At 29.4% G+C, this 25,992-nt stretch carries 22 protein-coding genes; 1 reads left to right on the top strand and 21 read right to left on the bottom strand.

What is annotated here, in order from left to right; translation table 11 throughout:
* Nucleotides 1-144: 144 nt before the first annotated feature.
* The 12 genes from hemW to gpr all read right to left on the bottom strand — a co-directional run bounded on the left by hemW (nucleotide 145) and on the right by gpr (nucleotide 15,810).
* Entirely contained in the window at nucleotides 145-1,272 is a 1,128-nt protein-coding gene (gene hemW / locus L3B98_RS00890; protein WP_238915636.1) for a radical SAM family heme chaperone HemW, read from the bottom strand.
* Nucleotides 1,273-1,522: 250 nt separating this feature from the next.
* The gene (locus L3B98_RS00885; protein ID WP_238915188.1) at nucleotides 1,523-1,963 is read right to left on the bottom strand and encodes a hypothetical protein; all 441 of its coding nucleotides are present in this window, start codon (nucleotides 1,961-1,963) and stop codon (nucleotides 1,523-1,525) included.
* A 201-nt stretch (nucleotides 1,964-2,164) separates the two neighbouring features.
* Nucleotides 2,165-3,970: a translation elongation factor 4 gene (gene lepA / locus L3B98_RS00880; protein WP_077366749.1), complete on the bottom strand. Its 1,806-nt coding sequence runs from the start codon at nucleotides 3,968-3,970 to the stop codon at nucleotides 2,165-2,167.
* A 135-nt stretch (nucleotides 3,971-4,105) separates the two neighbouring features.
* Complete coding sequence (locus tag L3B98_RS00875) at nucleotides 4,106-4,435, bottom strand: hypothetical protein (protein ID WP_015391015.1); 330 nt, start codon at nucleotides 4,433-4,435, stop codon at nucleotides 4,106-4,108.
* 156 nt (nucleotides 4,436-4,591) lie between these two features.
* Nucleotides 4,592-5,290, bottom strand: a complete 699-nt coding sequence (locus L3B98_RS00870) for a response regulator (protein ID WP_238915187.1) — start codon at nucleotides 5,288-5,290, stop codon at nucleotides 4,592-4,594.
* A complete protein-coding gene (locus tag L3B98_RS00865; protein WP_238915635.1) occupies nucleotides 5,290-7,995 on the bottom strand; it encodes a sensor histidine kinase KdpD in 2,706 nt (901 codons plus the stop codon). The genes L3B98_RS00870 and L3B98_RS00865 overlap by 1 nt, the downstream gene beginning before the upstream one ends.
* 77 nt (nucleotides 7,996-8,072) lie before the next feature.
* On the bottom strand, nucleotides 8,073-8,411 hold the full coding sequence (locus L3B98_RS00860; RefSeq protein WP_077360751.1) for a hypothetical protein: 339 nt from the start codon (nucleotides 8,409-8,411) through the stop codon (nucleotides 8,073-8,075).
* A 46-nt stretch (nucleotides 8,412-8,457) separates the two neighbouring features.
* Nucleotides 8,458-9,084: a K(+)-transporting ATPase subunit C gene (locus L3B98_RS00855; RefSeq protein ID WP_238915186.1), complete on the bottom strand. Its 627-nt coding sequence runs from the start codon at nucleotides 9,082-9,084 to the stop codon at nucleotides 8,458-8,460.
* A 102-nt stretch (nucleotides 9,085-9,186) separates the two neighbouring features.
* Nucleotides 9,187-11,253, bottom strand: coding sequence for a potassium-transporting ATPase subunit KdpB (gene kdpB, locus L3B98_RS00850; protein ID WP_238915185.1), 2,067 nt, complete (start codon nucleotides 11,251-11,253; stop codon nucleotides 9,187-9,189).
* 48 nt (nucleotides 11,254-11,301) lie between these two features.
* Nucleotides 11,302-12,981, bottom strand: a complete 1,680-nt coding sequence (gene kdpA / locus L3B98_RS00845) for a potassium-transporting ATPase subunit KdpA (RefSeq protein WP_238915184.1) — start codon at nucleotides 12,979-12,981, stop codon at nucleotides 11,302-11,304.
* Nucleotides 12,982-13,506: 525 nt separating this feature from the next.
* Nucleotides 13,507-14,577, bottom strand: a complete 1,071-nt coding sequence (locus L3B98_RS00840) for a stage II sporulation protein P (RefSeq protein ID WP_015391008.1) — start codon at nucleotides 14,575-14,577, stop codon at nucleotides 13,507-13,509.
* Nucleotides 14,578-14,826: 249 nt separating this feature from the next.
* Nucleotides 14,827-15,810 (bottom strand): GPR endopeptidase, encoded by a 984-nt coding sequence (gpr, locus tag L3B98_RS00835; protein ID WP_238915183.1) that lies wholly within the window; start codon nucleotides 15,808-15,810, stop codon nucleotides 14,827-14,829.
* A gap of 173 nt (nucleotides 15,811-15,983) precedes the next feature.
* Here gpr and rpsT point away from each other — a divergent pair, with 173 nt between their 5' ends.
* A complete protein-coding gene (rpsT, locus tag L3B98_RS00830; RefSeq protein WP_238915182.1) occupies nucleotides 15,984-16,247 on the top strand; it encodes a 30S ribosomal protein S20 in 264 nt (87 codons plus the stop codon).
* Nucleotides 16,248-16,338: 91 nt separating this feature from the next.
* Here the strand turns inward: rpsT and holA are convergent, their stop codons facing one another.
* The 9 genes from holA to spoIIAA all read right to left on the bottom strand — a co-directional run bounded on the left by holA (nucleotide 16,339) and on the right by spoIIAA (nucleotide 25,557).
* Entirely contained in the window at nucleotides 16,339-17,373 is a 1,035-nt protein-coding gene (gene holA / locus L3B98_RS00825) for a DNA polymerase III subunit delta (RefSeq protein ID WP_238915181.1), read from the bottom strand.
* A 168-nt stretch (nucleotides 17,374-17,541) separates the two neighbouring features.
* A complete protein-coding gene (locus tag L3B98_RS00820) occupies nucleotides 17,542-19,233 on the bottom strand; it encodes a ComEC/Rec2 family competence protein (RefSeq protein ID WP_238915180.1) in 1,692 nt (563 codons plus the stop codon).
* 4 nt (nucleotides 19,234-19,237) lie between these two features.
* On the bottom strand, nucleotides 19,238-21,757 hold the full coding sequence (locus tag L3B98_RS00815; protein ID WP_238915179.1) for a cation-transporting P-type ATPase: 2,520 nt from the start codon (nucleotides 21,755-21,757) through the stop codon (nucleotides 19,238-19,240).
* Between the two features lie 175 nt (nucleotides 21,758-21,932).
* Nucleotides 21,933-22,289 carry a stage V sporulation protein AE gene (spoVAE, locus tag L3B98_RS00810; protein WP_077360737.1) on the bottom strand — a complete coding sequence of 119 codons (357 nt, stop codon included), beginning with the start codon at nucleotides 22,287-22,289 and terminating at the stop codon, nucleotides 21,933-21,935.
* A 32-nt stretch (nucleotides 22,290-22,321) separates the two neighbouring features.
* On the bottom strand, nucleotides 22,322-23,341 hold the full coding sequence (gene spoVAD / locus L3B98_RS00805) for a stage V sporulation protein AD (RefSeq protein ID WP_015391001.1): 1,020 nt from the start codon (nucleotides 23,339-23,341) through the stop codon (nucleotides 22,322-22,324).
* 41 nt (nucleotides 23,342-23,382) lie between these two features.
* Complete coding sequence (gene spoVAC, locus L3B98_RS00800; RefSeq protein WP_156875891.1) at nucleotides 23,383-23,886, bottom strand: stage V sporulation protein AC; 504 nt, start codon at nucleotides 23,884-23,886, stop codon at nucleotides 23,383-23,385.
* A gap of 123 nt (nucleotides 23,887-24,009) precedes the next feature.
* On the bottom strand, nucleotides 24,010-24,765 hold the full coding sequence (sigF, locus tag L3B98_RS00795; RefSeq protein ID WP_015390999.1) for an RNA polymerase sporulation sigma factor SigF: 756 nt from the start codon (nucleotides 24,763-24,765) through the stop codon (nucleotides 24,010-24,012).
* Nucleotides 24,766-24,775: 10 nt separating this feature from the next.
* Nucleotides 24,776-25,207, bottom strand: coding sequence for an anti-sigma F factor (gene spoIIAB, locus L3B98_RS00790; protein WP_015390998.1), 432 nt, complete (start codon nucleotides 25,205-25,207; stop codon nucleotides 24,776-24,778).
* A gap of 14 nt (nucleotides 25,208-25,221) precedes the next feature.
* Entirely contained in the window at nucleotides 25,222-25,557 is a 336-nt protein-coding gene (gene spoIIAA, locus L3B98_RS00785; protein ID WP_015390997.1) for an anti-sigma F factor antagonist, read from the bottom strand.
* Between the last annotated feature and the right edge of the window lie 435 nt (nucleotides 25,558-25,992).

Raw genomic sequence — 25,992 nt, 5'->3', positions numbered from 1 at the left:
GGTTTTTTGTCAATTCCATTTATTTTTATTCTAGCTACCTATAGTTAATAATTATGAAATTTTATCAATTTATCTTGACTATTCTCTTAATTACTACGATTTTCTACAGACTTTACTTTTTAACTTTTATGTCCATCCTTTTCATTACTCTAAAATAAAATCACTCATCACATAGTTAGACACTTCAATTCCGCGTGGACTTAAATATAATTTACCCGAATCACTTATTAATAATTCTTTCTCAATATTTTTTTCAATTACTTCTCCAAAAACTTTGTAAATGTCTTTCCCAAACAGTTCCTTAAATTCATTTATCTGTATCCCTTCAACCATTCTTAACCCCATAAAAACAAACTCTTCCATATCATCTTTTATATTATTGACATGAATTTCTTCTATTATATTTTCATATTTTTTTATTCTTTCTATATACTCTTCAATATTATCTATATTTTTACTTCGCTTTTCATTTATAAATGAACTAGCCGATACTCCTAATCCCAAATACTCATTGCATTTCCAATAAACTTTATTATGGAAACACTCCTTTCCGCTCTGAGCAAAATTTGATATTTCATATTGATGATAACCATATGTACTCAATATTTTTTTAGTAGTTAGATACATAGTTCTTTCTTCTTCTTCTTCAGGCAAACTTAATTTATCTTCTTCATATAAAGTGTAAAACGGTGTTCCTTCTTCTACTATTAAGCTATATGCAGATATATGTTCTGGCTTAAGTTTTGCTATTTTTATTAATGATTCCTCCCAATCTTCAACCGTTTGGTTTGGAAGTCCAAACATCAAGTCTACATTTATATTTTGAAATCCTATTTTTCTAGCCAATAAATAATTATTTTCAAAATCTTCATAACTATGAATTCTTCCAATGCGCTTCAAAAGTGAATTTTTGGTAGATTGCACCCCCAAACTTATTCTATTAACATTATATTTCTTCATAAGCTTCAACTTATTCTCATCTAATGTTCCCGGATTGCATTCCACTGTGTATTCCAATTCTTTTTTTAAGCTTAATCCATTTAAAGTAATCAATAAACTTTCCAAATTGGAATCTTTTAAATAGGATGGAGTTCCACCTCCTATAAATATGCTACTTATAATGTAATCTTTTCCTTTCTGCATTATTTCTTCATTTAATGCTTTAACATATTCGTCCATCAACTTTTCTTTTCCAGAATAAGATGAAAAATCACAATAAAGACATTTCTGCTTACAAAAAGGTATATGTATATATAAAGATATTTCTTTCATATCACTATCTAGATACCTCTTCATTTTTGGCGAATCTAGATCCTCTTTTTCTTGCATTTCTACTGATTTTACACAGTCCATAGCAATTCCTCCACTTCTAAACTTTGTTCAACTCATTTGTGTTTATAAAAATTACACTTAGTCACTTCATTTATAAAATTATATTATAAAAATAAAAACTTCACTTTATCAATATAGTGAAGTTTTTAAACAATTTAATTAGATATTTTAATATAAGGTACAGGGGATTTTATGCTAATAACTTTTCTGCTTGTTCCCTTAACAAATTAATTTTACTTTCTGCATCAACAACAGAAAAGCCATATACATCAACGAAGTTATAGAAATAATTAGCAAATGCTATTCTTTTGCTACGTGATATATCTAATTTCCCACCAATTTCTTCTAAAACTTCAACTTCACTTTCTTGATATTCTCCATCAATAAGTGCAAGCCCAATCAATTCAAAATAAACTATGTTCTTGTTTCTTTGAGTAGAATTGTTTAAAGTTGTATATACTTCATTTAAATCCAGCTCTTTTATTTCACCTTCAGATATTCCTAATTCTTTTAGGTAATCTTCATATAGGTTTTTCTCTTCTTTTGCAAAAGTATTATCTGAATTTGCAAGATACCTAACTAATTGCATAAATGCAATTCCTTCATTTTTATTTAACTCATTTAAAAACACACAAATCCCTCCTAGCTTTCTACCAAAAAAATTATTTGTATAATACTTATATATAATGCAATTATCCCAGTTCAATACTCAATGATCAGTGAAGGCTAATTTCCTTTGAAAATCATCAAGTTTTCAACAATTCTTTTTTACAATATATACAATTAATATTATACAAATAATTCTTAAAAAATAATATACTTATTTTAATATTTAATCTACTTTTAAGACTGCCATAAATGCTTCTTGTGGAACTTCTACAGATCCAACCTGTCTCATTCTCTTCTTTCCTTCTTTTTGCTTTTCAAGTAATTTCTTCTTTCTAGAAATATCCCCACCATAACATTTAGCTAATACGTCTTTTCTCATAGCCTTTACAGTTTCTCTTGCTATAATTTTAGCTCCTACTGCTGCTTGAATTGGAATTTCAAATAATTGTCTTGGAATAATTTCCTTTAACTTTTCTGCTATTCCTCTTCCCTTATGGTATGCTCTCTCATCTGGAACTATCATAGATAAGGCATCAACTATATCACCATTTAGTAAAATGTCTAACTTAACTAGCTTAGTTCTTGTATATCCCTTGAATTCATAATCTAAAGATGCATATCCTCTAGTTCTAGACTTCAATGTGTCAAAAAAATCATATATTATCTCATTTAATGGAATATCATAGTTTACAACTGCTCTAGTTTCTTCTATGTATTGCATATCAATATAAGTTCCTCTTCTATCTTGGCATAATTCCATAACTGCTCCAACATAATCCTTTGGAGTTATTATAGACGCCTTAACTACAGGTTCCTCCATATAATCTACCTCAGTTAAAGGTGGTAAATTGGTTGGGTTTGTTATTTCTAACATTTCGCCATCAGTTTTAATTACTTTATAAATAACAGATGGTGCTGTAGTAATAATATCTAGGTTAAATTCTCTTTCAACTCTTTCTTGAATTATTTCCATATGTAATAATCCTAAGAAACCACATCTAAATCCAAAGCCTAATGCAATAGATGTTTCTGGTTCAAAGCTTAATGCTGCATCATTGATTTGTAGTTTTTCTAAAGCTTCCCTAAGTTCATCATATTTTGCTCCATCAACTGGATATATTCCTGAATAAACCATTGGTATAGCAGGTTTATAACCTGGAAGAGCTTTGCTTGTTGGTCTGTCAGCTTCTGTAATAGTATCACCTACTCTAGCATCTCTAACATTTTTAATTGATGCTGTTATATATCCAACGTCACCTGCACTCAACTCACCAATTGGAAGTACACCAGGCGTAAATACACCAACTTCAGTAACTTCATATACTTTATTACTTGCCATTAATTTGATTTTAGTTCCAATCTTTACTCTTCCATCTTTAACTCTTACTATACATACAACACCTTTATAGCTGTCATAATAAGAATCAAAAATTAATGCTTTTAATGGAGCTTCTTCATCTCCATCTGGTGATGGTATATTCTTAACAACAGATTCCAATACATCACCTATGTTAAGTCCAGTTTTTGCAGATATAGTTGGAGCACTTTCTGCCTCAATCCCTATTATATCTTCAATTTCCTTTTTAACTTCATCTGGTCTTGCTGATGGCAAATCAACCTTATTTATTACTGGTGCAATTTCTAGATCATTATCTAAAGCTAAGTAACAATTAGCTAAAGTTTGAGCTTGAATTCCTTGTGTTGCATCAACAACAAGTATTGCTCCTTCACAAGCTGCTAAGCTTCTTGAAACTTCATAGTTAAAGTCTACGTGTCCTGGAGTATCAATTAAATTAAGGATATATTCTTCTCCGTCATCTCTTCTATATATAAGTCTCGCTGCTTGAGACTTGATTGTAATTCCTCTTTCTTTTTCTATCTCCATATTATCTAGAACTTGCTCTTCCATTTCCCTTTTAGTTAAGGTTCCTGTAGTTTCAAGTAATCTATCCGCAAGGGTTGACTTACCATGATCAATATGTGCTACTATTGAAAAATTTCGGATATGTTTTTGTCTTTCACTTTTCATATGCATAACTGCCTTACAAACTAAAACAGTTCTTTCACCCCCGTTATAATTAAATCAGCTAAATTATAACATACAACTATTTGAAAAGGCTATTAAAACTTTAAATGAGCTAATAATTAACGTAAAAATGTCAACTTAAAATCTTATCTTTTCAAATATTTCTTGCATTTTATTAATAAAAATTGACTGATCACTTATTCTGAAATCATTATTTCCTAATCTTATTAATATATCATTTTGCGATCCTTTATAAATCTTTAAAAATGAATTATCTTTAATGAAATTTGAGAAATCTTCACCAAATTCTTCACTTACAATTTTATAATTTTCATTTGTATTTCCAAGTGGAGATAAGGCTTTAGTATTAATTATATTTATTTTGATTATTCCAGTTAAAATAATTGCAAATACAAAAATACTAAATAGCAACTTTCTTAAGATGTATCCTTTAAAAGTTTTCTTCAATATTAAAACACCCTTTGATAATTAAATTTGTATTTTAATTCTTGCCTTATATAATATTATTATTCATAAATTGATTATTTACTTTACTATATACTTAAAACAGTCCAAAGAATTTATCGTTCTTCAGACTGTATTTATAATATATCTTTCAAATAATTATTCATCTACTAACCTATATCCAACTCCAACCTCTGTAAAAATATACTGAGGATCAGCAGGGTTCTTTTCTATTTTTCTTCTAAGGCTCGCCATAAATACCCTAAGAGATTGTGTTTCACTTCCTGTTGATGAAGCCCAAATTTCCTTAATTATAAAATTATGGGTTAATACTTTTCCAGAGTACTTGCAAAGAAGAGCCATTATTTTATATTCTATTGGAGTTAGATGTATTTCCTCGTTATTTATAGTTACTTTTCTTTTATCAAAATCAACTACTAAGCCCTTAACATTAAATATGCCTGTACTTTCATTTTCATTATTACTTATAGCACTATGTCTTAATGAAACTCTGATTCTAGCTAATAACTCACCTATACCAAATGGTTTAGTTAAGTAATCATCTGCACCTTTATCCAAGGCTTCTATTTTTTGTCTTTCATTTTCTCTTGCTGAAACAATTATTATTGGAACTTTAGACCACTCTCTTACTTGCTTAACCACCTCAATACCGTCAATGTCTGGAAGTCCTAAATCTAAAATTATCAAATCAGGTTTATGTGACATTGAAAGAGCAATAGCTTCTATTCCCTTCTCTGTTTCTATATAATTAAATCCTTGTGCCTTTAAAGACGTAGTTATAAAATTTCTTATTGGTTTATCATCTTCAACAACAAGAATATATTGTTTGCTCTCCATTAAAGCTTCTCCTCCTCCTTTGGAATATTGAATTTAAAAACAGCTCCATTTTCATTATAAGCACAAATCTCTCCTCCATGTGCTTCAACTATAGATTTACAAATTGCAAGTCCTAATCCAACCCCTCTTCTTGAATCACTTATCTTATATCCATCAGTAAAAAATATATCAAAGATATGTGGTAATATATCTTCTGCTACTCCAGGACCATTATCTATTACCTCAAACATAATGTTATTATTCTCCTCATAAACTTTTATTTCAATTAAAGAATCCTTAGGCGTAAATTTAATAGCATTATCAAGTAAATTAAGAAGTACTTGCTCAATCAAACTTCCATCCATTGGCACCATTATTACTTCATCTGGTACCATAACCTTTATTTTGTGTTCTTTAAAATGTTTTGAAGTCCTCTGAACTGCTTCATACACCACTTCTTCTACTATTTCCATTTCTTTCTTAATTTTCAAACCTCCACCATCAAGTCTTGTCATACTGAGAAGGTTTTCTACTAGTCTTATAAGCCATTCAGTATCTTCATAAACACTTTGAAGCAATTCTCCCTTAGTTTTCTCTGATAAAAATTCCCCTGTTTCTATTATAGTGCTTACAGAACCTTTAATTCCCGCAAGAGGACTTCTTAAATCATGTGAAATTGATCGTAGTAAGTTACTTCTAAGTCTTTCACTTTCAATTTCCAAACTTGATTTCTTTTGAGTCTCAGCTAATATTTCTCTATCTAATGCAATATAAATTTGGCTAGCAACTGTTTCAAATACATATTTTTGTTCAGGTTCTAGGCTTCCATTAACACAAGAGACACCTAATACTCCTAATATTTTTCCATGACTTTTCAATGGCATATAATATGCTTTTGCACCATGAAATGTATTAGTCCCAGCTCCAGACTCCTTATCATTTAAAAATGTCCAATGTGCTACCGCTTCTTCATCCTTATTTAATAAAGTTCTATCTTTTTCGCCTCTAGTAGCTGTATAAATAAATGGAGTTGAAAGTTTATTATCCTGCACCAAATAACAAATAACAGTTTTCTCCAATAAACGTGATAAATATTTTATTCCTATTCCAACAACATCCACAGTGCCAGTTGCACTTAATAATTTTTTACTTACTCTATATAAATTTCTTGTTCTATTTTCTCTTTGGGAAGAATTAATAGCTTCTCTTTGAATCTTATTTGTAAGCGTACCAATTATAAATGTTACAATTAACATTATAGGAAAGGTTGCTAAATTACTTTTGTCATATACCTCTAAGGAATATCTTGGTTCGGTAAAAAGATAATTGAATAAAAATATACTAATAATTGAACAAATAAATCCTAAAATATATCCTCTAGTTTTAATATTTACAATAATAACCCCTAATATAAAAAGCATTATAACATTCGCATCACTAAAACCAAAATAATCAATAAATAATGAAATTATTGTAGTAATTATCATAATAAAAATAGATATTAAAATTTCTCTGCTTGATATATTAAATTTTTGTCTATTTTTTTTTATATTAAACTTTTTTTGTTTATCAGAAGAAGAATTTGGTACAACATACACATCTATATACGAATTCGATTCCATAAGTTTATCAACTATGTCTTTTGCATAAAAATGAAATAAATTATTTGGTTTTTTATGATTTTTGCCTATAATTATTTTAGTTGCATTACGAAATTTTGCATATTGAATTATTTGTTCAACAGTATTATCACCATATGCTGTTACTACTTCTCCTCCTAATTGCTCTGCTAAATTAAAATGAGAATTAAGCCTTTCTCTATCTTCCTTACTTAAATTTTGAGATTTCGTTGTTTCGACATAAAGTGCTATCCACTTTGAATGATGAGCTTCAGCCATTCTTGTTGCTGTTCTTATAACTCTCAAAGACGAAGGTGATGAAGAAATACAGGCAAGTACAACATCAGAGGTTGGGATTACAGTTACCTGGCCTTTTGCTAATCTTACACTTTCAACTTCATAATTTACTCTATCAGCAGTTCTTCTTAATGCAATTTCTCTAAGAGCAAACAAATTATTTTTAGTAAAAAAATTATCAAAAGCTTTTCTTGTCTGTTCTTTGCTGTAAACTTTTCCTTCACTAAATCGATTAAGCAGTTCCGTTGGTTCAATATCAATTAATTCTACTTTATCAGCTTCATCAAACACTTTGTCTGGAATCGTTTCTCTTACAGCAATATGTGTTATACTTTCAACTATATCATTTAAACTCTCGATGTGCTGAACATTTAAAGTTGTATAAACATCTATTCCAGCCTCTAAAAGTTCTTCTATATCCTGCCATCTTTTTCTATGCCGTTCAGTACTAGCATTGGTATGAGCTAGTTCATCAACTAATATTATCTGCGGTTTTCTAGCAATAGCTTTATCTAAATCAAATTCTTTCAAAGTTATTCCTTTGTACTCAATAACTTTAACACCTATGTCTTCAATTCCATTTACTAAAGCCATAGTTTCTGGCCTGGCATGAGGTTCTATATAACCAATCACGATATCCTTACCCATTTTTTTCATATCATGAGCTTCCATAAGCATAGTATAACTTTTCCCTACCCCTGCTGCATAACCAAAAAATATTTTTAATTTCCCTTTTTTAGAAGATTCGCCTTCTTCTTTTTTTATTTGATTTAAAAGATAATCTGGATTTGGTCTTTCATATGTATCTATTTAAATCACTCCTAACATTCCTTTAATTTTATATTCATTCTATTAAATTATATATTAATCAGCATCAGTTTGCACTATCACAATTTAGAATAAGTACACTCTTTTCCTTTTCCCAAATAATCGTAAAATTCTATATTACATCCTTTAACTTTTCCTTTCAAAGATTCAACTCTTAAATAATTTTCTTTATCCTTGTCAAAAGTTATTTCTAATTCATTATTATTTATTGTATATTTACCATAAGTATAAAACGATTCCTTATAAAAATTATTAATCATCTTACACCTTCCATTTGAGCTTAGTTCTAAAATAGTATTATTGAAAGTTTTATATTTCCCTGCATATGGATCATTATCACAACCAACTATTGAAATACCCATTATAAAAAATGTGAACAAAAAAAAGATTCTTTTCATAGTAATCGCCTCCTTTTAAGAAAGTAAATTGAGCATAGAACTCAATTTACTTTTTATTTAAAAGAGAAGCTATTTCAACGTTAATTTTTAATACATTAACCCTTGGTTCTCCGAATACCCCTAAGCTTCTGCCTACTGTGTATTTATCCACTATTTTATGAAGCTCAGCTTCACTTATTCCAGACGCTTTTGAAACTGCTGGTACTTGAATTATTGCTGCTTCAGGACTTATCTCTGGGTCAAGCCCCGAACCTGAACTTGTAAGTAAATCTGTTGGAATATCTTCCTTTTTAACACTTGGATTAGCTTCTAAAAAATCATTAATATCTTTTTCAACCCTTTCCTTAAGGGCATCATTAGAGGGCGCTAAATTTTGAGATCCCGAAGCCACTCCAGCATATGCTGCCTTTCCACTTTCATCTGGTTTTGTATCTGCATCTGTATAAGTGTTGTAATTTATGCCAGAAACTCTTCCTCTAAAAAATCTTGGATCTGTAACATTTTGTCCTATAAGCTCTGAGCCAACTTCCTTTCCATCAGCTACAATCATACTCCCATTTGCCTGTTTATTAAATAACAATTGACTTATCCCAGTCATTAAAAGAGGATATACAAGTCCACAAAGTATCATAAATGTAATACTTATTAAAATAGATTTTTTAATTAATTTCATATAAAACTCTCCTTTTCCATCGACCTACACAAACTCATAACTCTTAAATCTTTTAAGTTTCGTATTGCAGCATAGCTGCTCTTTTTATATGTGCATAACTGATTATATTCCTATATTGAGAATCCTAACTAGAGGAGTGATAATAATATCAATTATTTTGATTCCTATAAATGGAACAAGCACTCCCCCACCTCCAAAAATAAGCATATTTCTGAGAAGCATAGTTTCTGCTTTCATAGGTTTGTACTTTACACCCTTCATAGCTATTGGAATAAGTAATGGTATTATTATTGCATTGAATATAAGTGCTGATAATATAGCACTATATGGTGTCGAAAGCCCCATTACATTCATAACCTGCATTTCAGGTATAGCCACTGTAAAAATAGCTGGAATAATTGCAAAATATTTAGCCACATCATTAGCTATACTAAAAGTTGTTAAAGCTCCTCTTGTAATTAAAAGCTGCTTACCTATTTCAACTACTTCAAGAATCTTTGTTGGATCAGAATCTAAATCCACCATGTTCGCTGCTTCTTTAGCCGCTGTAGTTCCGCTATTCATAGCAAGTCCTACATCTGCCTGCGCTAGAGCTGGTGCATCATTAGTTCCATCTCCAGTCATTGCTACAAGCTTACCTTGTTCTTGCTCTTTTTTAATTGCAGCAATTTTATCTTCTGGCTTACATTCAGCTATGAATTCATCTACTCCAGCTTCTTTAGCAATTGTTGCTGCTGTCAAAGGGTTGTCTCCTGTACACATAACTGTTTTTATTCCAATTTCTCTAAGTCTTTGAAATCTTTCTACTAGACCTGGCTTAACAGTATCCTTAAGATATATAACACCATATGCTTTTTCATTAACACAAACCACAAGAGGTGTTCCACCTAATTTTGAAACTCCATTTACGGCGTCGTCTAAGTCCTTTGGAATATCTCCGCCAAGTTCTTTTATTCTATTTTTTATGGCATCAGCAGCTCCTTTTCTCACCTTTAAACCATTTGGCAGATCCAATCCACTCATTCTTGTTTGAGCTGTAAATTCAATAAAATCTAGATTTTTATATTCTTCGTCATTAACTGTTGTTCCACTCTTTTTACCAAGATCAACTATTGATTTTCCTTCTGGCGTATCATCTTTTAAAGAACATATTACTGAATAATTTATAAGTTCTACTTTATCTGAATTACCAACTGGTATAAATTCAGCTGCAAGCCTATTACCAAAGGTTATTGTTCCTGTCTTATCAAGAAGCATTGTATCAACATCTCCACAAGCTTCTACTGCTTTACCTGACATAGCAATAACATTAAATTTTGTAACTCTATCCATTCCAGCAATTCCAATAGCCGATAATAACCCTCCGATGGTTGTAGGTATTAAACAAACCAAAAGTGCAATTAAAGTTGAAGTGTAAATTGAAACGCCAGAATATTGAGCCATTGGATATAACGCAACTATTACTATGAGAAATATAATTGTTAAACTCACAAGTACTGTATTAAGTGCAATTTCATTTGGAGTTTTTTGTCTTGATGCCCCTTCTACAAGTGAAATCATTTTATCTAAGAAGGATTCACCTGGAGTTGCTGTTATTTCAATTTTTAGCCAGTCACTTACGACCTTTGTTCCTCCCGTAACTGATGCAAAATCTCCTCCACGTTCCTTCATAACAGGTGCTGATTCACCTGTTATAGCTGATTCATCTACAGATGCTATTCCATCAATAACTTCACCGTCATTTGGAATTATCTCTCCATTTTCAACTAAAACTATATCTCCTTTTTTTAATTCATTAGCATTTATAGTTTTTGTGGTTCCATCGGGATTTAAAAGTTTAGCTACAGTATCTTTACGCATTTTCTTTAAATTTTCAGCTTGAGCTTTTCCACGTCCTTCTGCCACTGCTTCAGCAAAATTTGCAAAAAGTACTGTTATAAAGAGTATTACTGCCACAATAAAATTGTATACTTGTAGGTTGTTCCCTTTATCTCCGAATAAGCTTGGTAAAAATGTAAGCAATAAGGTTATAACAAATCCTACTTCAACTACAAACATTACTGGATTCTTTATCATATATTTTGGATTAAGTTTTTTAAAAGATTCTATAATTGCTTCATTTAATATTTCTTTTGTAATAAATTTAGATTCTCTCTTTTCATTACTCATATTATTATTCTCCTTGTCTTCAATATCATAATAATCAAGGTTTTGGTATCAATGCCACAATGTTAAATGTTCCGCTACTGGTCCAAGCGCTAATGCTGGTAAAAATGTTAATGCTCCAATTATTAAAACAATAGCAATCAATGTTACTGCAAACATTGTATTATCTGTCCTAAAAGTTCCTGTTGTTTGTGGTATAGTTCTTTTAGCTGCTAGTGATCCCGCTACTGAAAGAAGAATTATAATTGATAAATATCTTCCCAAAAACATAACTATTCCAGTTGTAGTATTCCAAAATAGTGTATTATCAGCCATTCCTTCAAATCCAGAACCATTATTGGCGGCTGATGATGTAAATTGATAAACTATTTGGCTTAAACCATGAAATCCTGGATTCGATATACCTGCTAATCCTTGAGGAGTAATTAAAGCCAAGGCTGAAAACATTAATATTAAAAACGGATGAATGATTATAGCTAGAGCTATTAATTTAATTTCTTTACCTTCAAGCTTCTTCGATAAAAATTCTGGCGTTCTTCCAACCATAAGTCCACATAGAAAAACTGTAAGAATTGCATACATTATCATGTTCATAAAACCTACGCCTTTTCCACCAAATATAACATTAAGCATCATGTTCATTAATGCTACTGCCCCACCAAGTGGTGTTAATGAATCATGCATATTATTAACAGTTCCTGTTGTAAAAGCTGTAGTAACCGTAGTAAATAATGATGACTGTGCTATTCCAAATCTTACTTCTTTACCTTCCATATTTCCCATAGCTTGGCTTAATCCGACATGGGCTAAAACTGGGTTACCTGCTTTTTCTGCAAAATAACATATTGGTAATGCAATAATAAATATTCCTGCCATTGCAGCAAATATTGTCCATCCTTGCTTCTTATTTTTAAGCATTAACCCAAAAGTATAAACTAATGCACCTGGAAGCATCATCATAGAAAGTAATTCAATTAAATTTGATAAAGGTGTAGGATTTTCAAAAGGATGCGCTGAATTAGCACCAAAGAAACCACCACCATTAGTTCCTATGTGCTTTATTGCTTCAAGTGCTGCTACAGGTCCCATTGCTATATCCTGCATTTTTCCTTCTATTGTAGTAACTGTTTTAGTTCCTGATAAGGTTTGTGGTACTCCTTGACTTACTAAAATAATTCCTATTATTATTGAAAATGGTAATAAAACTCTTGTTATAATTCTTGTTACATCTACAAAAAAGTTTCCCATTCCTTTTTTCCCAATTATTCCTCTCATAAAAGCAAGTGCTGCTGCAAAACCTGTTGCTGCTGATGTAAACATCATAAAAATAATAACTATCATTTGGCTTAAATGAGAAAGTCCAGATTCTCCACTGTAATCTTGAAGATTTGTGTTTGTCATAAAACTTATAATTGTGTTAAAGGATAAGCTTTGCTCCATTCCATCTATTTTATTTGGATTTAAAAATAGAAATCCCTGAGTTCTAAGGATTATATATCCTATAAATACCATAACAGCATTAACGGTTATAATAGAAAACACATACTCCTTCCAATTCATTTCTTCAGTTTTGTTTATTCTGCATATTTTATAAATAAAGTTATCTATTGGATCAAAAAACTTGTCCACAAATATTTTCTCACCAGTACTAACAAAATATAAATATTTTCCAAGTGGCACTACTATTAGTACAAAAAGTAATAAAGTTATTATTATTTGTATCCATTCCATAAATTATTCCTCCTGCTTTACTTTTAATAATTAAAATTTTTCTGGATTAAATAGTGCATAACTTAAATATCCAAAAAGTAAAACTATAATTCCAATTAACATCCACATATACATTCCCCCAATTATTTCTTTTATTTATTTACTTGTTTCTCACACCAATTAGCAAAAAATTTTACAGAGCAAAATCCTATAATTAATAATGCGAAAAATATGACATCCAACATTATCCTTCCTCCTTTAATATTCAATTTCCATATCTGAATAATACTCCTTATAACATAAAGATTGGATTAAACTTTGCTAATTTGTATAAAGATTGTATAAAGATTATTAATTCAAATTACCTATCTAAATAAAGTAAAAAATCAAACATTATACATGCATTTTATTTGGAAGGATAAGCTAAAAAACAGTAGATAGTTTTATTTTTACAAAAAAACTATCTACTGCTCCGAAAAATCATGAGTTTCTTTTGAAATTTCTTTCATTTAAACTCATGATTTTAATATATCTATTATTTTTTACTCACTTTTTGTTTATGATTTCTGCAATTACTCTTGCCATACACTGTGCTGTAACTTTTGATTCTTCTGGAGTATTCTTATTAGCGCCTATTTCAAAAAGTAAACATCCATCACTTTTGCTTTGATTAAATGCATTTTTCCCTCTATGATAGGTTAATATTTTTATCGGTAAATTCGGAAATAACTCTGAGGTCTTATTAAACACTTTTTCTGTAAGCTCTTTATTTTTTGCGTATCTTGTACTGTTCTCAGCATTTACAAACATTATTTTAGCTGCACTCATGCCATAAACTTCTGTTGTTGTCGCTGACTTATCATCTAATGAATCTCTATGCAAATCTATAATCATTTTAAAGTCTCCATATTTTTGCAAATATTTATCAACCGTTTCTCCTGATCTTGTATAACTGTCATTATAAGAAACACTATGATTAGTCTTATCATGTATTACAGAAATACCATAATTCTCTTGAAGTTCATTGGCAAGAACATCACCAACTCCAACAACATTTGTGTTCTCATCTAAACTATCCTGTTCTGTTGCACTGTAATTTTCAGTAGTATGACTATGATATATTAATACCTCAGGTTTTGATTGATCTAACTGCTTTTTTAAGCTAGGATCATAAATTTTTGTATTTTTACTATCGCCATTAGATGGCAATTTTGAAATACTATCTTCACTTATTTGAAATGGATTGAATATAAATGTTGGTTGAGATCCCTTATATTCAACACTATTTAAATAAGAAATTTCACTTTGAAGTATTCCCTTATAGGTAATATTATCTACGCCCAATACTTGAAGACAAACATTTTTTAGCGAAAGTTTATTTTCAGCATAAGTCCCCTCATCGTAAACTTGAGACTCAATTATCGGCATTCCTAGATTTAATAATTGAACATAAGCAAAGGCCCCTCTTTCTTTATTATTTGTAAGTACGGTTCCAAGCCTTATAAATAATATGCTTGCAATTAATACGATCACTATAAATCCCATATTAACATTTTCTTTTACTTTTAACAGCTTACTAGTTTCACCTTTATTTCCTCCTCTGCCCATATATATCATCCTCATCTCACCTCCACACTTTTATATGTATATTATGAAATTTACATAATTATTCTAACTTTAAGTGCAAAGATTAATTGGATTTTATTGATCAATTAAAATACTTATTAAAATATATAAGTTCTAATTAAGAGTGTACATCCCCATTCAGTAAATTCCGAAGGAATTTATCTTTCAACTGAAAATTGTGCACCGTAAACTGTAAACTGCCAAAATTTATCTTCTAACTGTAAGCTGTGAACTGCAAAATCATCCCATAAACTTATTTATTTCTTCCATCTCCATATTTGGTTGTACAGCCATATTAATTCCATTAGCAATTATTTTTGATAATGAGTTAATAACTAAATCTATATCTTTAGGTGTAACTATCATATCTCCACTCGTTTCTGAAGATATTACTTCCTTTATTAATCTTTCTTTCTCATTTTTATCAATAGATTTTAGCATCTTATAGAAATCAGTTCCGCTTGAAGAATTCTTTATTAGTGAATCTATTACCAAATCTATGGTATCATTAGCAATCGTGATTGCATCTACTACTGTAGGAACTCCAATAGCAATTACTTTTACGCCCAAATTTTCTTCATTAATTTGTTTTCTATTATTCCCCACTCCTGCACCTGGCGAAATTCCTGTATTAGAAATTTGAATTGTAGCATTGACTCTCTGAACTTTTCTTGCTGCCAAAGCATCTACACAAATTACTAACTCCGGCTTAGTTTTTTCCACAACCCCTTTAATTATTTCAACAGTTTCAATTCCTGTTATCCCCAATACTCCAGGTGCTATTGAAGAAACAGGTCTTACAGAATCATCTATTGCTTCTGGCATTACTGTTTGTAAATGTCTTGTTACCATGATTTTTTCTGCAACTTTTGGACCTAAAGCATCTGGCGTAACCTGCCAATTTCCAAGTCCTACAATTAATGCATTCTTTTTAACATCTACTTTAATCAATCGTTCTAAAACTTCTGCCAGCACTTTAGATACTCTATCCATAGTATCTCCATCATATGCAGTAAAGCTAGGAATATCAATAGTTATATAATCCCCTTTTGGTTTTCCTATCTTTTGAGCTCCATCTTCATTTTTAACTTTAACTGTAGTTACGCTAATATCATCTTCGCTCTCTTCTATTACTTCAATTCCATCTAAGTCTTTTTCACCTTTATGACTTTCTTTATATAATTCTCTTGCTTCAAGGACCAAATCTGTTCTAACATTTATCATAATAACACCTCGTTATAAATTTATTCAGTCTTATTTTTCCTTTTTCTTTGAATTTAATACTTGAATTACATAAGTTCTGATGTTATAATAAGGTTTGTTGAATATGAACTCGTACGCAGATTTCCCCAAAAACTGCAAGAGACCCTATAAAAATTTAAGGGGGTGAATTAAGAATGGCAAATATTAAATCAGCAAAAAAGAGAATTAAGGTTACTGAAACTAAGACTTTAAAGAACAGAATGATCAAATCTGCTTTAAAGACTGCTATAAAGAAATTTGAAGCTGCATTAGAAGCTAAGAATAACGAAGATGCTAAAGTTCTTTACACTGCAGTTGTTAAGTCATTAGACATGGCTGCTACTAAAGGTGTAGTACATAAGAACATGGCTGCTAGAAAGAAATCAAGATTAGCTGCTAAGTTACACGCTATGGCATAATCTTAAAGCCCATCTAATATAGATGGGTTATTTTTATCTTCATAATAAATAAAAATACCCAGTTATATTCATAACTGAGCATTTTTATTTATTATTTTTTTACCATCAAAGTATTAATAAGAAGAAATTCCATCTCCATAGTTTTGTCTATTCCTGTGGATTTCAATTTCGTTTCCGTGCTAACACATAATCTAACCAATTCAGCCAATTGTCTTTCGCTAAACCTACTAGTTTGACTAATTAATTTTTCACATACAAACTGCGGAAGCCTATATTCTGCCACAAAATCATCAACTCTTTTGCCTTTAGCTAATTTCAGCTTAATTTCATATAATCTTAGAAAATGTTTTTGAATTGAGCTAATTATGAGCATATGTTGATCAGATTTATACAAAATTTCCTTCATAATATCTATAGCTTTATCAATTTTTTTAATAGCTATTAATTCTACTAGATCAAAAACATCATCTTCACTAGAAGAAGCCATAAGCAAATCAATATCTGCCTTTTTTATTTCTCTATCATTACAATAATTTATAAGTTTATCAGCTTCTCTTTTTATAATATCAAAGTTATTCTGCACCTTTTCACAAAAATATGCCAATTCCACTCTTCCAATTTGCTTTCCTTTTTCTTTAAATACCCCTTCTACTTTTTTTATATACTTATCTTTCTTAAGTTTATCAAAGTGAACAACATGTAAAAACTTTCCTAAAGTAGCTAGTTTTTTGTTCTTATTGGGTCTATCTCTTTTATCATTTAATAAATAATACATTATCAAAATTGTATATGGAGGCAAATCAGATACATAATTTTTAATTTCATTATATATTTTAGTACCTGAAGAATCACTTTTATCTTGCAAAAAATTCGCTCTATAAATAATAACTACTTTCTTATCCCCCATAAAAGGCATTGTTTCACAGGCATTCATAATTTCATCATAATTTGTATTCATACCATCTATTCGAATTAAATTAAGTTCCTTAAATTCTTCTGGCACTTCTTTTTTTACTATTAAATCTATTCCATCTTTAATAAACTCTTCATCTAATCCACAAAATACATATCCATTTTTAATATTTCCTTTTAAAATTTCTTGTTCATAAACATCATAGTTAATCAAATTTATTTTCCTCTCCTGCAACAATTCCTAATTTATATATATATTGTAATTAACAATATTCAACGCTCAATTATAACTAGAATTGCTATATAATTTTTGAGATTGGCAATGAATAATTATTTTTACAACATATATATTAAAGTATATTTAATAATAACTCAATGTGCTTTAAATTACACTTCCATTGATTATAAATATTTCATTTATAACTCCATCTTTAAAATTAATTATATCATATTCTTTTAATTCCTTTTCACCATTTGACATTTTTAATAGATACTTTTTATTAAATGTTTCCAATACATAATTATTTCCTTGTGTTTTTATATTACCTATTCCACTTATAACTATTTTTCCTTCTTTTCTATAAGCTTTTGTTGCAAAGGTAATTTTCAAGAGTCTTTTCATATCAACCTGACTCTTATTAACCATAAGTAATCTTTCCCACTTATAAGAAACCAAAAGAGCTCCTTCTTTATAGTATTTAATATTAGGAATAGGGCTATAAATTTGAATTAATGCTGTAAAAATACATAGAAAAGGAAGATAAATAAATTTTCTATAGCCTTTTTTAACAAAATAGAAACTCATTAATGAAGCTAAGTACACAAAAACTATATTTTCATTTCCATAAACTGTTGGTAATGAAATTATACTTATAATATCTACTAACCAATCAAATATCTCTATGATAATAAGATTTAAATAGCTGCAGAAATCAAATAACTTTGGAAATATATATACCAGAGGCAATATGTTTCCTGTAATAACCATAAGGTCAACTACAGGAACTAATATCAAATTACCAACAATAAAATTTGCTGAGAAATCTTTAAATATTAAAATTAAATATGGCAATGAAAAAACTTGAGCACTTAAAGTTAAACTCAAAGATGTTCTCAATTTGTTATGCAATTTATATAATAAATCATTAATTTTCTTATTAAACATAACTATGCCCAAAGTAGCTAGATAAGATAAATGAAGAGAAATATTAAAAATACTGAAAGGTTGATATAAAATTAAAATTGTAGCTGAAAAACATAATGCAGAAATGGAACTGTTATTTCTTTTTAAAATCTTCCCCCCCTCAACACATGCAAGCATTACAAAGGCTCTTAAGCAAGAATAATTACTCCCTGTAAATATAACGTAAAGCATAGTTCCTAATAGTCCAAACTTACATCCCATAAAAATTCTTAAAAATCCATATACTATAACTACATGCAATCCCGAAACACTTATACTATGAATAATTCCTAAAGTCTTCATATCATCTTTATCTTCAAAATCCAAATTATCAGAATAACCAAAAGCAATTGATGATATTAACCCTGCTTTTCTTTTCCCTAAATTATCTTCTAGTCTTACATATATTTTTCTCTTAAAATCATAAAGTTTAGTGATGAAATCTCCATTAGTTTTATCCATTCTTTCAGGCTTAACTATTCCAACAATCCCATTAATTTTATCTTGTACCTTCTCAAGTTTACCCGTAATATTGTATATTTCTCCAATGTTACAATCTTTATTATTAGTTTCTATTGTAATATTTTTTCCTCCATAATTCCCCACAATATTATATTGACTCTTTTGAATTATTCTTACTTCCCCTGTTACATTAATTTGAACTTTGTAATAGGAATAATTCAAAAAAAATCCCAAAATAAAAAAAGCAATCATAAAACCTGTAAATTCAATACCACAATAATATAATATGGATATAAAAAAGAAGGCTACAATAAAAATTGTAAGCCCTCTAAATTCTTCAAATATTCCATAAGAAATACAACTAATCGCTAAAGATAAAAAAATATATATTATTGGATTTCCTACTTCAGCTATTTTTTTAGAAAGCATCAACTCACCTCATTAATGAGTTTTGCCACTTTCTAGCTAAAATTTCAAAAATAATCAAAAATATTATTGATACTGATAATTCAATTACAATTATATATCTAGGTATAATGTTATTAATCAAAATAACACCAGCTATACCAATAATAATTATTAGCAATGCAATCATTGCCATAGTTAATTCCTTTGAAAATCTTCTAATAGAAACACTACTATTAAATAATGTATACAATAAAATTTCCATTGATATTATTGTTAATGGTACAATTGTTGCCTCTTTACCATCAACTTTATAAATTGATACCATGTTAATTATGCTAAATATTAAAGCTCTAATTATCACTTCATTTTTCCCAATTTCACGTCCATTTTTCAATAATATTATTAATGACAATGGTATAAGCAATAATCCATTTATAATTATTACGTTCCAAAAATCTAGACATTCTGTTTGTCCAATAATGAGAGTACCTAGTAAAACTAAAAGTTCTGTTAATATTGTCATTGAATATATTTTAAAGCCTCTATCTATATTTCTATCAAAAACTCTTGAGAAATATCTTATCTTAAAAAATCCATCAATATAATTTTTTTGAATAAAAACATCTGAAACTTTTTTAACTATTGTAGAAGCTTTTCCTTTTCCTATTCCAACATTTGATAAATTAAGTGCTGGTAAATCCCCTAATGTCTCACCTGTTGTTGCAACTTTATGTCCATCTTTTATAAACAAAGAAACTATTTTAGATTTAATTTCTGGATTTACTCTACAAAATACTCTTACCCTGCAAAGTAAATCTTTAAGTTCTTGGTGATTAAGAGAATCTAATTCTATTCCTGCTACTACCTGATTAGTATTTCTTATAATATTAGCCTTTTTTGCATTAGTTATAGCACTTAATTTGCTTTCTTCAGTAAATAGAATTGGTACTATAGCCTTATCTTTAATACGATTTATACTATGTTCAATATCATCTTCAAGGGGATTTTCTAAACCTATGATACCCACAAAAACCATGTTACTTTCTATATTCTCAGATTTGGATGGTTCATAAGTAAAATTCCTATATGCAAAACCTTGTGTTATTAATCCTTCTATGGATAAATTCATATCCATTTCTTTTACACTATTCTTATATTCTTCAGTAAGTTCCTTTTCAACGCCTTCTATCATAATATGAGTACATTGATCTAAAACGGCATCAACATTGCCTCTTGTATTGGCTCTATATCTCCTTTGAAACTTACTTACAACAGTCAAAAATCTCTTATCTGAATCCATTGGAATTTCTAGAATTTTTGAATTTGCACTTTCTACAGATCCCTTAAAAATATTCCTCTTTGCTGCAAATTCTATAAAAGCTAATTCATCTAAATCTCCCTTTGCAGCCTCTTCACTAATATTATAAACTGCATTATTACATAAAAGAGAAATTTCGATTATTCTATCAAAAGTTATTTCCTTAATATAAGGGGCATTACTTGCGATTATATCATTATTAATATACATTTTTTTTACAATCATTTCCCTTTTGGTTATAGCTCCAACTTTATCCAAAAATAAAATATTTACATCCTTCACTAAATTGAATACTGAAAAATTGATTATTTCAATATCATCATCTAAAAAGTTTTTAATCACTCTATTGAACACTAATTTTGCAATTATTGTAATTGGAAAGCATGCAAGTAAAAACAATGCTGTTGCAAAATAATTCTTTTGCGTCTCTTGACCAGTAAAAACTAAATATGATCCAATAATTATGATTCCTACAAAATAAGCTATTAAATATTTTTCTAAAGTACTATATATCATTGCTCCAAAATTATGTTTTCTATTGCTTGCATAGGTAAGCATTGCTAGCATTCTTCCTAGTTGAGTAGAATTTCCAATAGATATTACTATACCTGTCCCACTACCTGATTTTATTGCAGATCCTTTAAATAATATATTCTTCATATCTGTTAGTGAATATATGCTTCCTATTATTTTATTTTCAAACTTTTCCTTATAAAAGGCTTCTCCAGTTATATTTTTTTCATCAACCTTTAATTCAGTTGCACTTATTATTCTTATATCTGCTGGAATAACAGAATCTTTGCTAAACTTAACTATGTCTCCCATTACCAATTCTTCTGATCTAATAGTTTTTTGAACACCATCCCTTATAACAGTTGTCTGTGCAAAATTTAATCTTTCTAGTGTCCCAATTTCTCTGTCTCTTTTAATAGTATGCCTAATTGTTAATGTTAAATTGACAATTAATATTAAGGCTGATATTCCACCATACAAAAAACTTTTAAGCACAAATAAAAGTATTACAATTATTATAAATATAATTGCTGATTTTTCTTTTAATGCATTAAATATATGTCTATAGATTTTATTTCCACTTGGTAAATCAATTTTATTTGTTCCATATTTTGCTCTTAATGCTCCACAATCATTTTCACTAATTCCTTGTTTTGCATCACTATTTAGCAATTCAACAATTTGATTCCAAGAATTTATGCAGTATTTTTCCAAGATAACCCCACCATTCTTAATCACTTCATTATTTACAACTTAATAATATACCATATTTTACACATTACATAAACTTCTAATATAATTATACGAGGTAATGTCGTAAAAGGCAAAATTTTAATATTAATTAAATTTTCGTCATCTTTAAGTTTTAATTTATACTACTACATAAAAATTATTTTTTAGTTTTTGGATTAAAAATAAGTGCCATTAAATATCCAAAGAATATAGATGCTGTAATTCCTGCTGCTGCGCCTTTAATTCCTCCAGTAAAAGCTCCTATTAATCCATTTTCTTTTACTTCTTTTATCGCAGACTTAGCCAATGCATTTCCAAAACTAGGTAATGGAACTGTAGCGCCTGCTCCGCCAATCTCAATTAACTTATCATACCATCCAAATGAGCCTACTATTGCTCCTAGTACAACAAAAACTACTAAAATTCTTCCTGGTGTCAATTTAGTAACGTCTATTAATATCTGACCTATGACACAAATAAATCCTCCAACAATAAATGCACTTATGTAATTCATTTGTATTTTCCATCCTTTCCATAAACCTATTTCTATTTCATCTCAATAGCAACTGCATGAGCTATTCCTGGAATTGTTTCTCCTTGAAGAGAAGATGTTGTACTCATAAGCGCACCAGTTGAAACTAATAATATTTTTTTTATTTCTTTCTTCATAAGCCTCTTATATAAGTATCCTGAAAATACAACTGCCGAACATCCACATCCACTTCCACCTGATAAGGTATTTTGTTTTTCATTATCAAATATTATTTCTCCACAGTCAATGTGCTGCTTCCTAATATCATATCCTAATTCTTCTATTAATTTATTAGCTAATTCCTTTCCAATAACCCCCAAATCACCTGTTGCTATAATATCATAATAACTTGGAGTTCTTCCTGTATCCTTAAAATGACTTACAATTGTATCAACAGCTGCTGGTGCCATGGCAGCTCCCATGTTATTAGCATCTTTTTGTCCAAAATCCTTAACTTTACCAGTAGTAACATGAGTTATTTCTGGAAACTCCCCTTCATGTCCAAGAATTACAGCTCCTGAACCTGTTACTGTCCACTGTGATGATTGCTGTCTTTGAGATCCATACTCAAGTGGAAATCTAAATTGTCTTTCTGCAGAACTAAAATGAGAAGATGTGGTAGCTACCACATAATTAGCAAACCCTCCATCCATAATAATTGATGCTAAGCTCAAAGATTCAGACATAGTCGAGCATGCTCCATATAATCCAAAGAATGGAATACTAAACTCTCTAGCTGCAAAACTTGATGAAATTATTTGATTTAATAAATCTCCAGAAAATAAATAATCTATATCAGTTTCCTTAAGTTTTGCTATCTTTAAAGTCTCGCTTATAGCAGTAAACATCATTTGACTTTCAGCTTTTTCAAAGCTTTCCTTGCCTAAAGTATCATCATTTAAGATTTCGTCAAAATACTCTCTTAGCGGCCCTTGACCTTCTTTAGGTCCCACTATTGAATATGTTGCAATTATTTTGGGCGGATTAGCCAATTTTACAGTTTGACTACCTACTTTTTTATTAAGCATCTGCATATTTTTCACTCCCGTTAAACCAAATATTTATAACTTACTCTTTACATCAACATACCTATATAATAAATTATTCCTATTATTACTGAAGCACTAATTCCATATACTAAAACAGGGCCAGCAATTGTAAACATCTTTGCTGCAACACCAAATATAAATCCTTCTTTTTTAAATTCTATAGCAGGCGAAACCACTGCATTTGAAAATCCAGTTATAGGAACAACAGTCCCAGCTCCACCAAACTGCGCTAGCTTAGTATATATTCCAGTTCCAGTTAAAAGTGCACCTAAAAAAATCATTATAATTGGAACAATATTCATAACTTCTTCTTGTGAAAATCCTAGCTTGATTGAAACATTCAAAATAAATTGGCCAATATCACAAATTAAACCTCCAACCAAAAATGCTTTTAGGCAATCTTGAAATATTTTAGATTTTGGAATAGCTTCATTAGCCATCTTATTATATATTTTCTTCAAATGTTCTTCTTGTCTGTTTGAAGTAATGTTCAAGATAATCACACTCCTTTTAACTTGTATATCTATCATTTGCAAAACACTAAAATTTAATCGTGTTATTTTTTGGCATAAAAAAAATATATATTTGTACAACTTATTAATAAAATTGAACAAAATATATATTTCTCTGTCTATAGCCACCCTTTAGTAATCTTATTCCTCTAATTTTCTTCTCATTTCCAATAAAACTTTTTTTTCAATTCTAGATACTTGGACTTGACTTATTCCTAACATTTTAGCTACTTGAACCTGCGTTTTATCCTTAAAATATCTTAACATTATTATTTGTCTTGCTTTAGTGTCTAATCCACTCAGGGCTTCTTTAAGAGCAATCTTTTCAATAAGACTATCATCATCAACACCTGTTTCACTTAATTTATCAATTAGAAGCACAGGCGCTCCATCATCTTGATGTATTGTATCATATAAATATTGCAAGTTGTTAGAAGATTCTATTGCAAATAAAACCTCTTCCTTATCAACATTTGTATATTCAGCTAACTCTTCTATTGTTGGTGATCTTTTAAGCTTTTTAGTCAAAATTTCTTTATGGAAATGTATTTTTCTTGCTAAACTTTTAACATTGCGGCTTACTTTTATTATTCCATCATCTCTTAAAAATCTTTTAATTTCTCCCATAATCATTGGGACTGCATAAGTTGAAAATTTAACATTATAAGATAAATCAAAATTATTAATAGCTTTAACTAAGCCAATAGATCCTATCTGAAATATATCTTCATAGTCGTATCCCCTATTCAAGAACTTTTTGCTTATAGACGCTACTAAGGGTAAATTCATTTCTATTAATTTATTCATAGCATCAGCATCACCATTTTTTGCTAAAGCTAATAATTTTGGATTCCTATCATAGTTATAACCTTCTTGTTTTAAATCCTCTTTTTCCATATTATTTCACCTAACTTACCACGTTGAATTTCTTCTTAATTACCACCTTTGTCCCATTGCCCTTCTCACTTTCTACTTCCAGATAATCCATAAATGTTTCCATCACAGTAAAGCCCATACCTGATCTTTCTAAATCTGGTCTTGATGTATACAATGGTTCCATTGCCTGATTTATATCGTCAATACCTATTCCTTTGTCACTAATTACTATAGTAATTTCATTTTCATTAATTTCTGCTTCAATTCTTACAATTCCATCTTCTCTACTTTCATATCCATGTATTATAGAATTAGTAACCGCTTCTGATACTGCAGTTTTTACATCATTTATTTCATCAATTGTTGGATCTAATTGTGCAACAAAAGCTGCAACAGCAACTCTTGCGAAACCTTCATTTTGAGATTTACTTACAAATTCTATACTCATTTTATTGTCAGACATGATAACCCCTCCATCTAAATGCACCTTACTGCTTCATCTACAGTATCATAATTTTTAATTATTTTATATAAACCTGCTAATTCAAAAATTCTGCTTACATTTTTATTAGGCATTGCTATACAAAGCATTCCTCCCTTATTTGATAACTTCTTATATCTACCAAGAACAGCACCAATACCTGAACTATCCATAAAGGTAACTCTAGAAAAATCCAAAACTGCCTTTTTGATATTATCTCTATCTATTCTATCATCAACTCTAACCCTAACTTCCTCTGCGCTATTATGATCAAGCTCTCCACAAAGGGTAATTATCAAAATATTTCCTTTTTTACAAAATTCCAAATTCATAGTAATTAAGAATATCCTAAAACATTAACTTATACTTAAAACTTTTAAGATATCCCGATTTCACCTCCTTCTCTATTTTCACGCCATCCTTTTACCATATTTTAACATAACATTTCATCCACCGTCAAATCTTTTATTCTATTTTTTTCCATTAATACATAATTATAATAATAATATTTTCTTTTTTATAGATATCAAATTTAAGAATCAAACTTATAAATGGAATATACATGCATCATTGAGAAATTATAATCATAACACTACACTAGAATTAGATACATTTTTCTGGAAGCAGGCTTGGAATAAGTTATGAGTTATGAGTTACATATGAAATTTCTTTAAAGATTTCGAAAATGTATAATTTAAGAAAAGCTATTAGCGTTTCTTCCTCAATTGATAACTGTTAGTTGTTAACTGTAAACTGATTTAAGTCCG

The sequence above is a fragment of the Clostridium sp. YIM B02555 genome, assembly GCF_022320955.1.
Lineage (GTDB): Bacteria > Bacillota > Clostridia > Clostridiales > Clostridiaceae > Clostridium > Clostridium saccharoperbutylacetonicum.
Note: the sequence above shows the minus strand (reverse complement) of the source record. Positions and strands in the feature narration are given on the sequence as shown.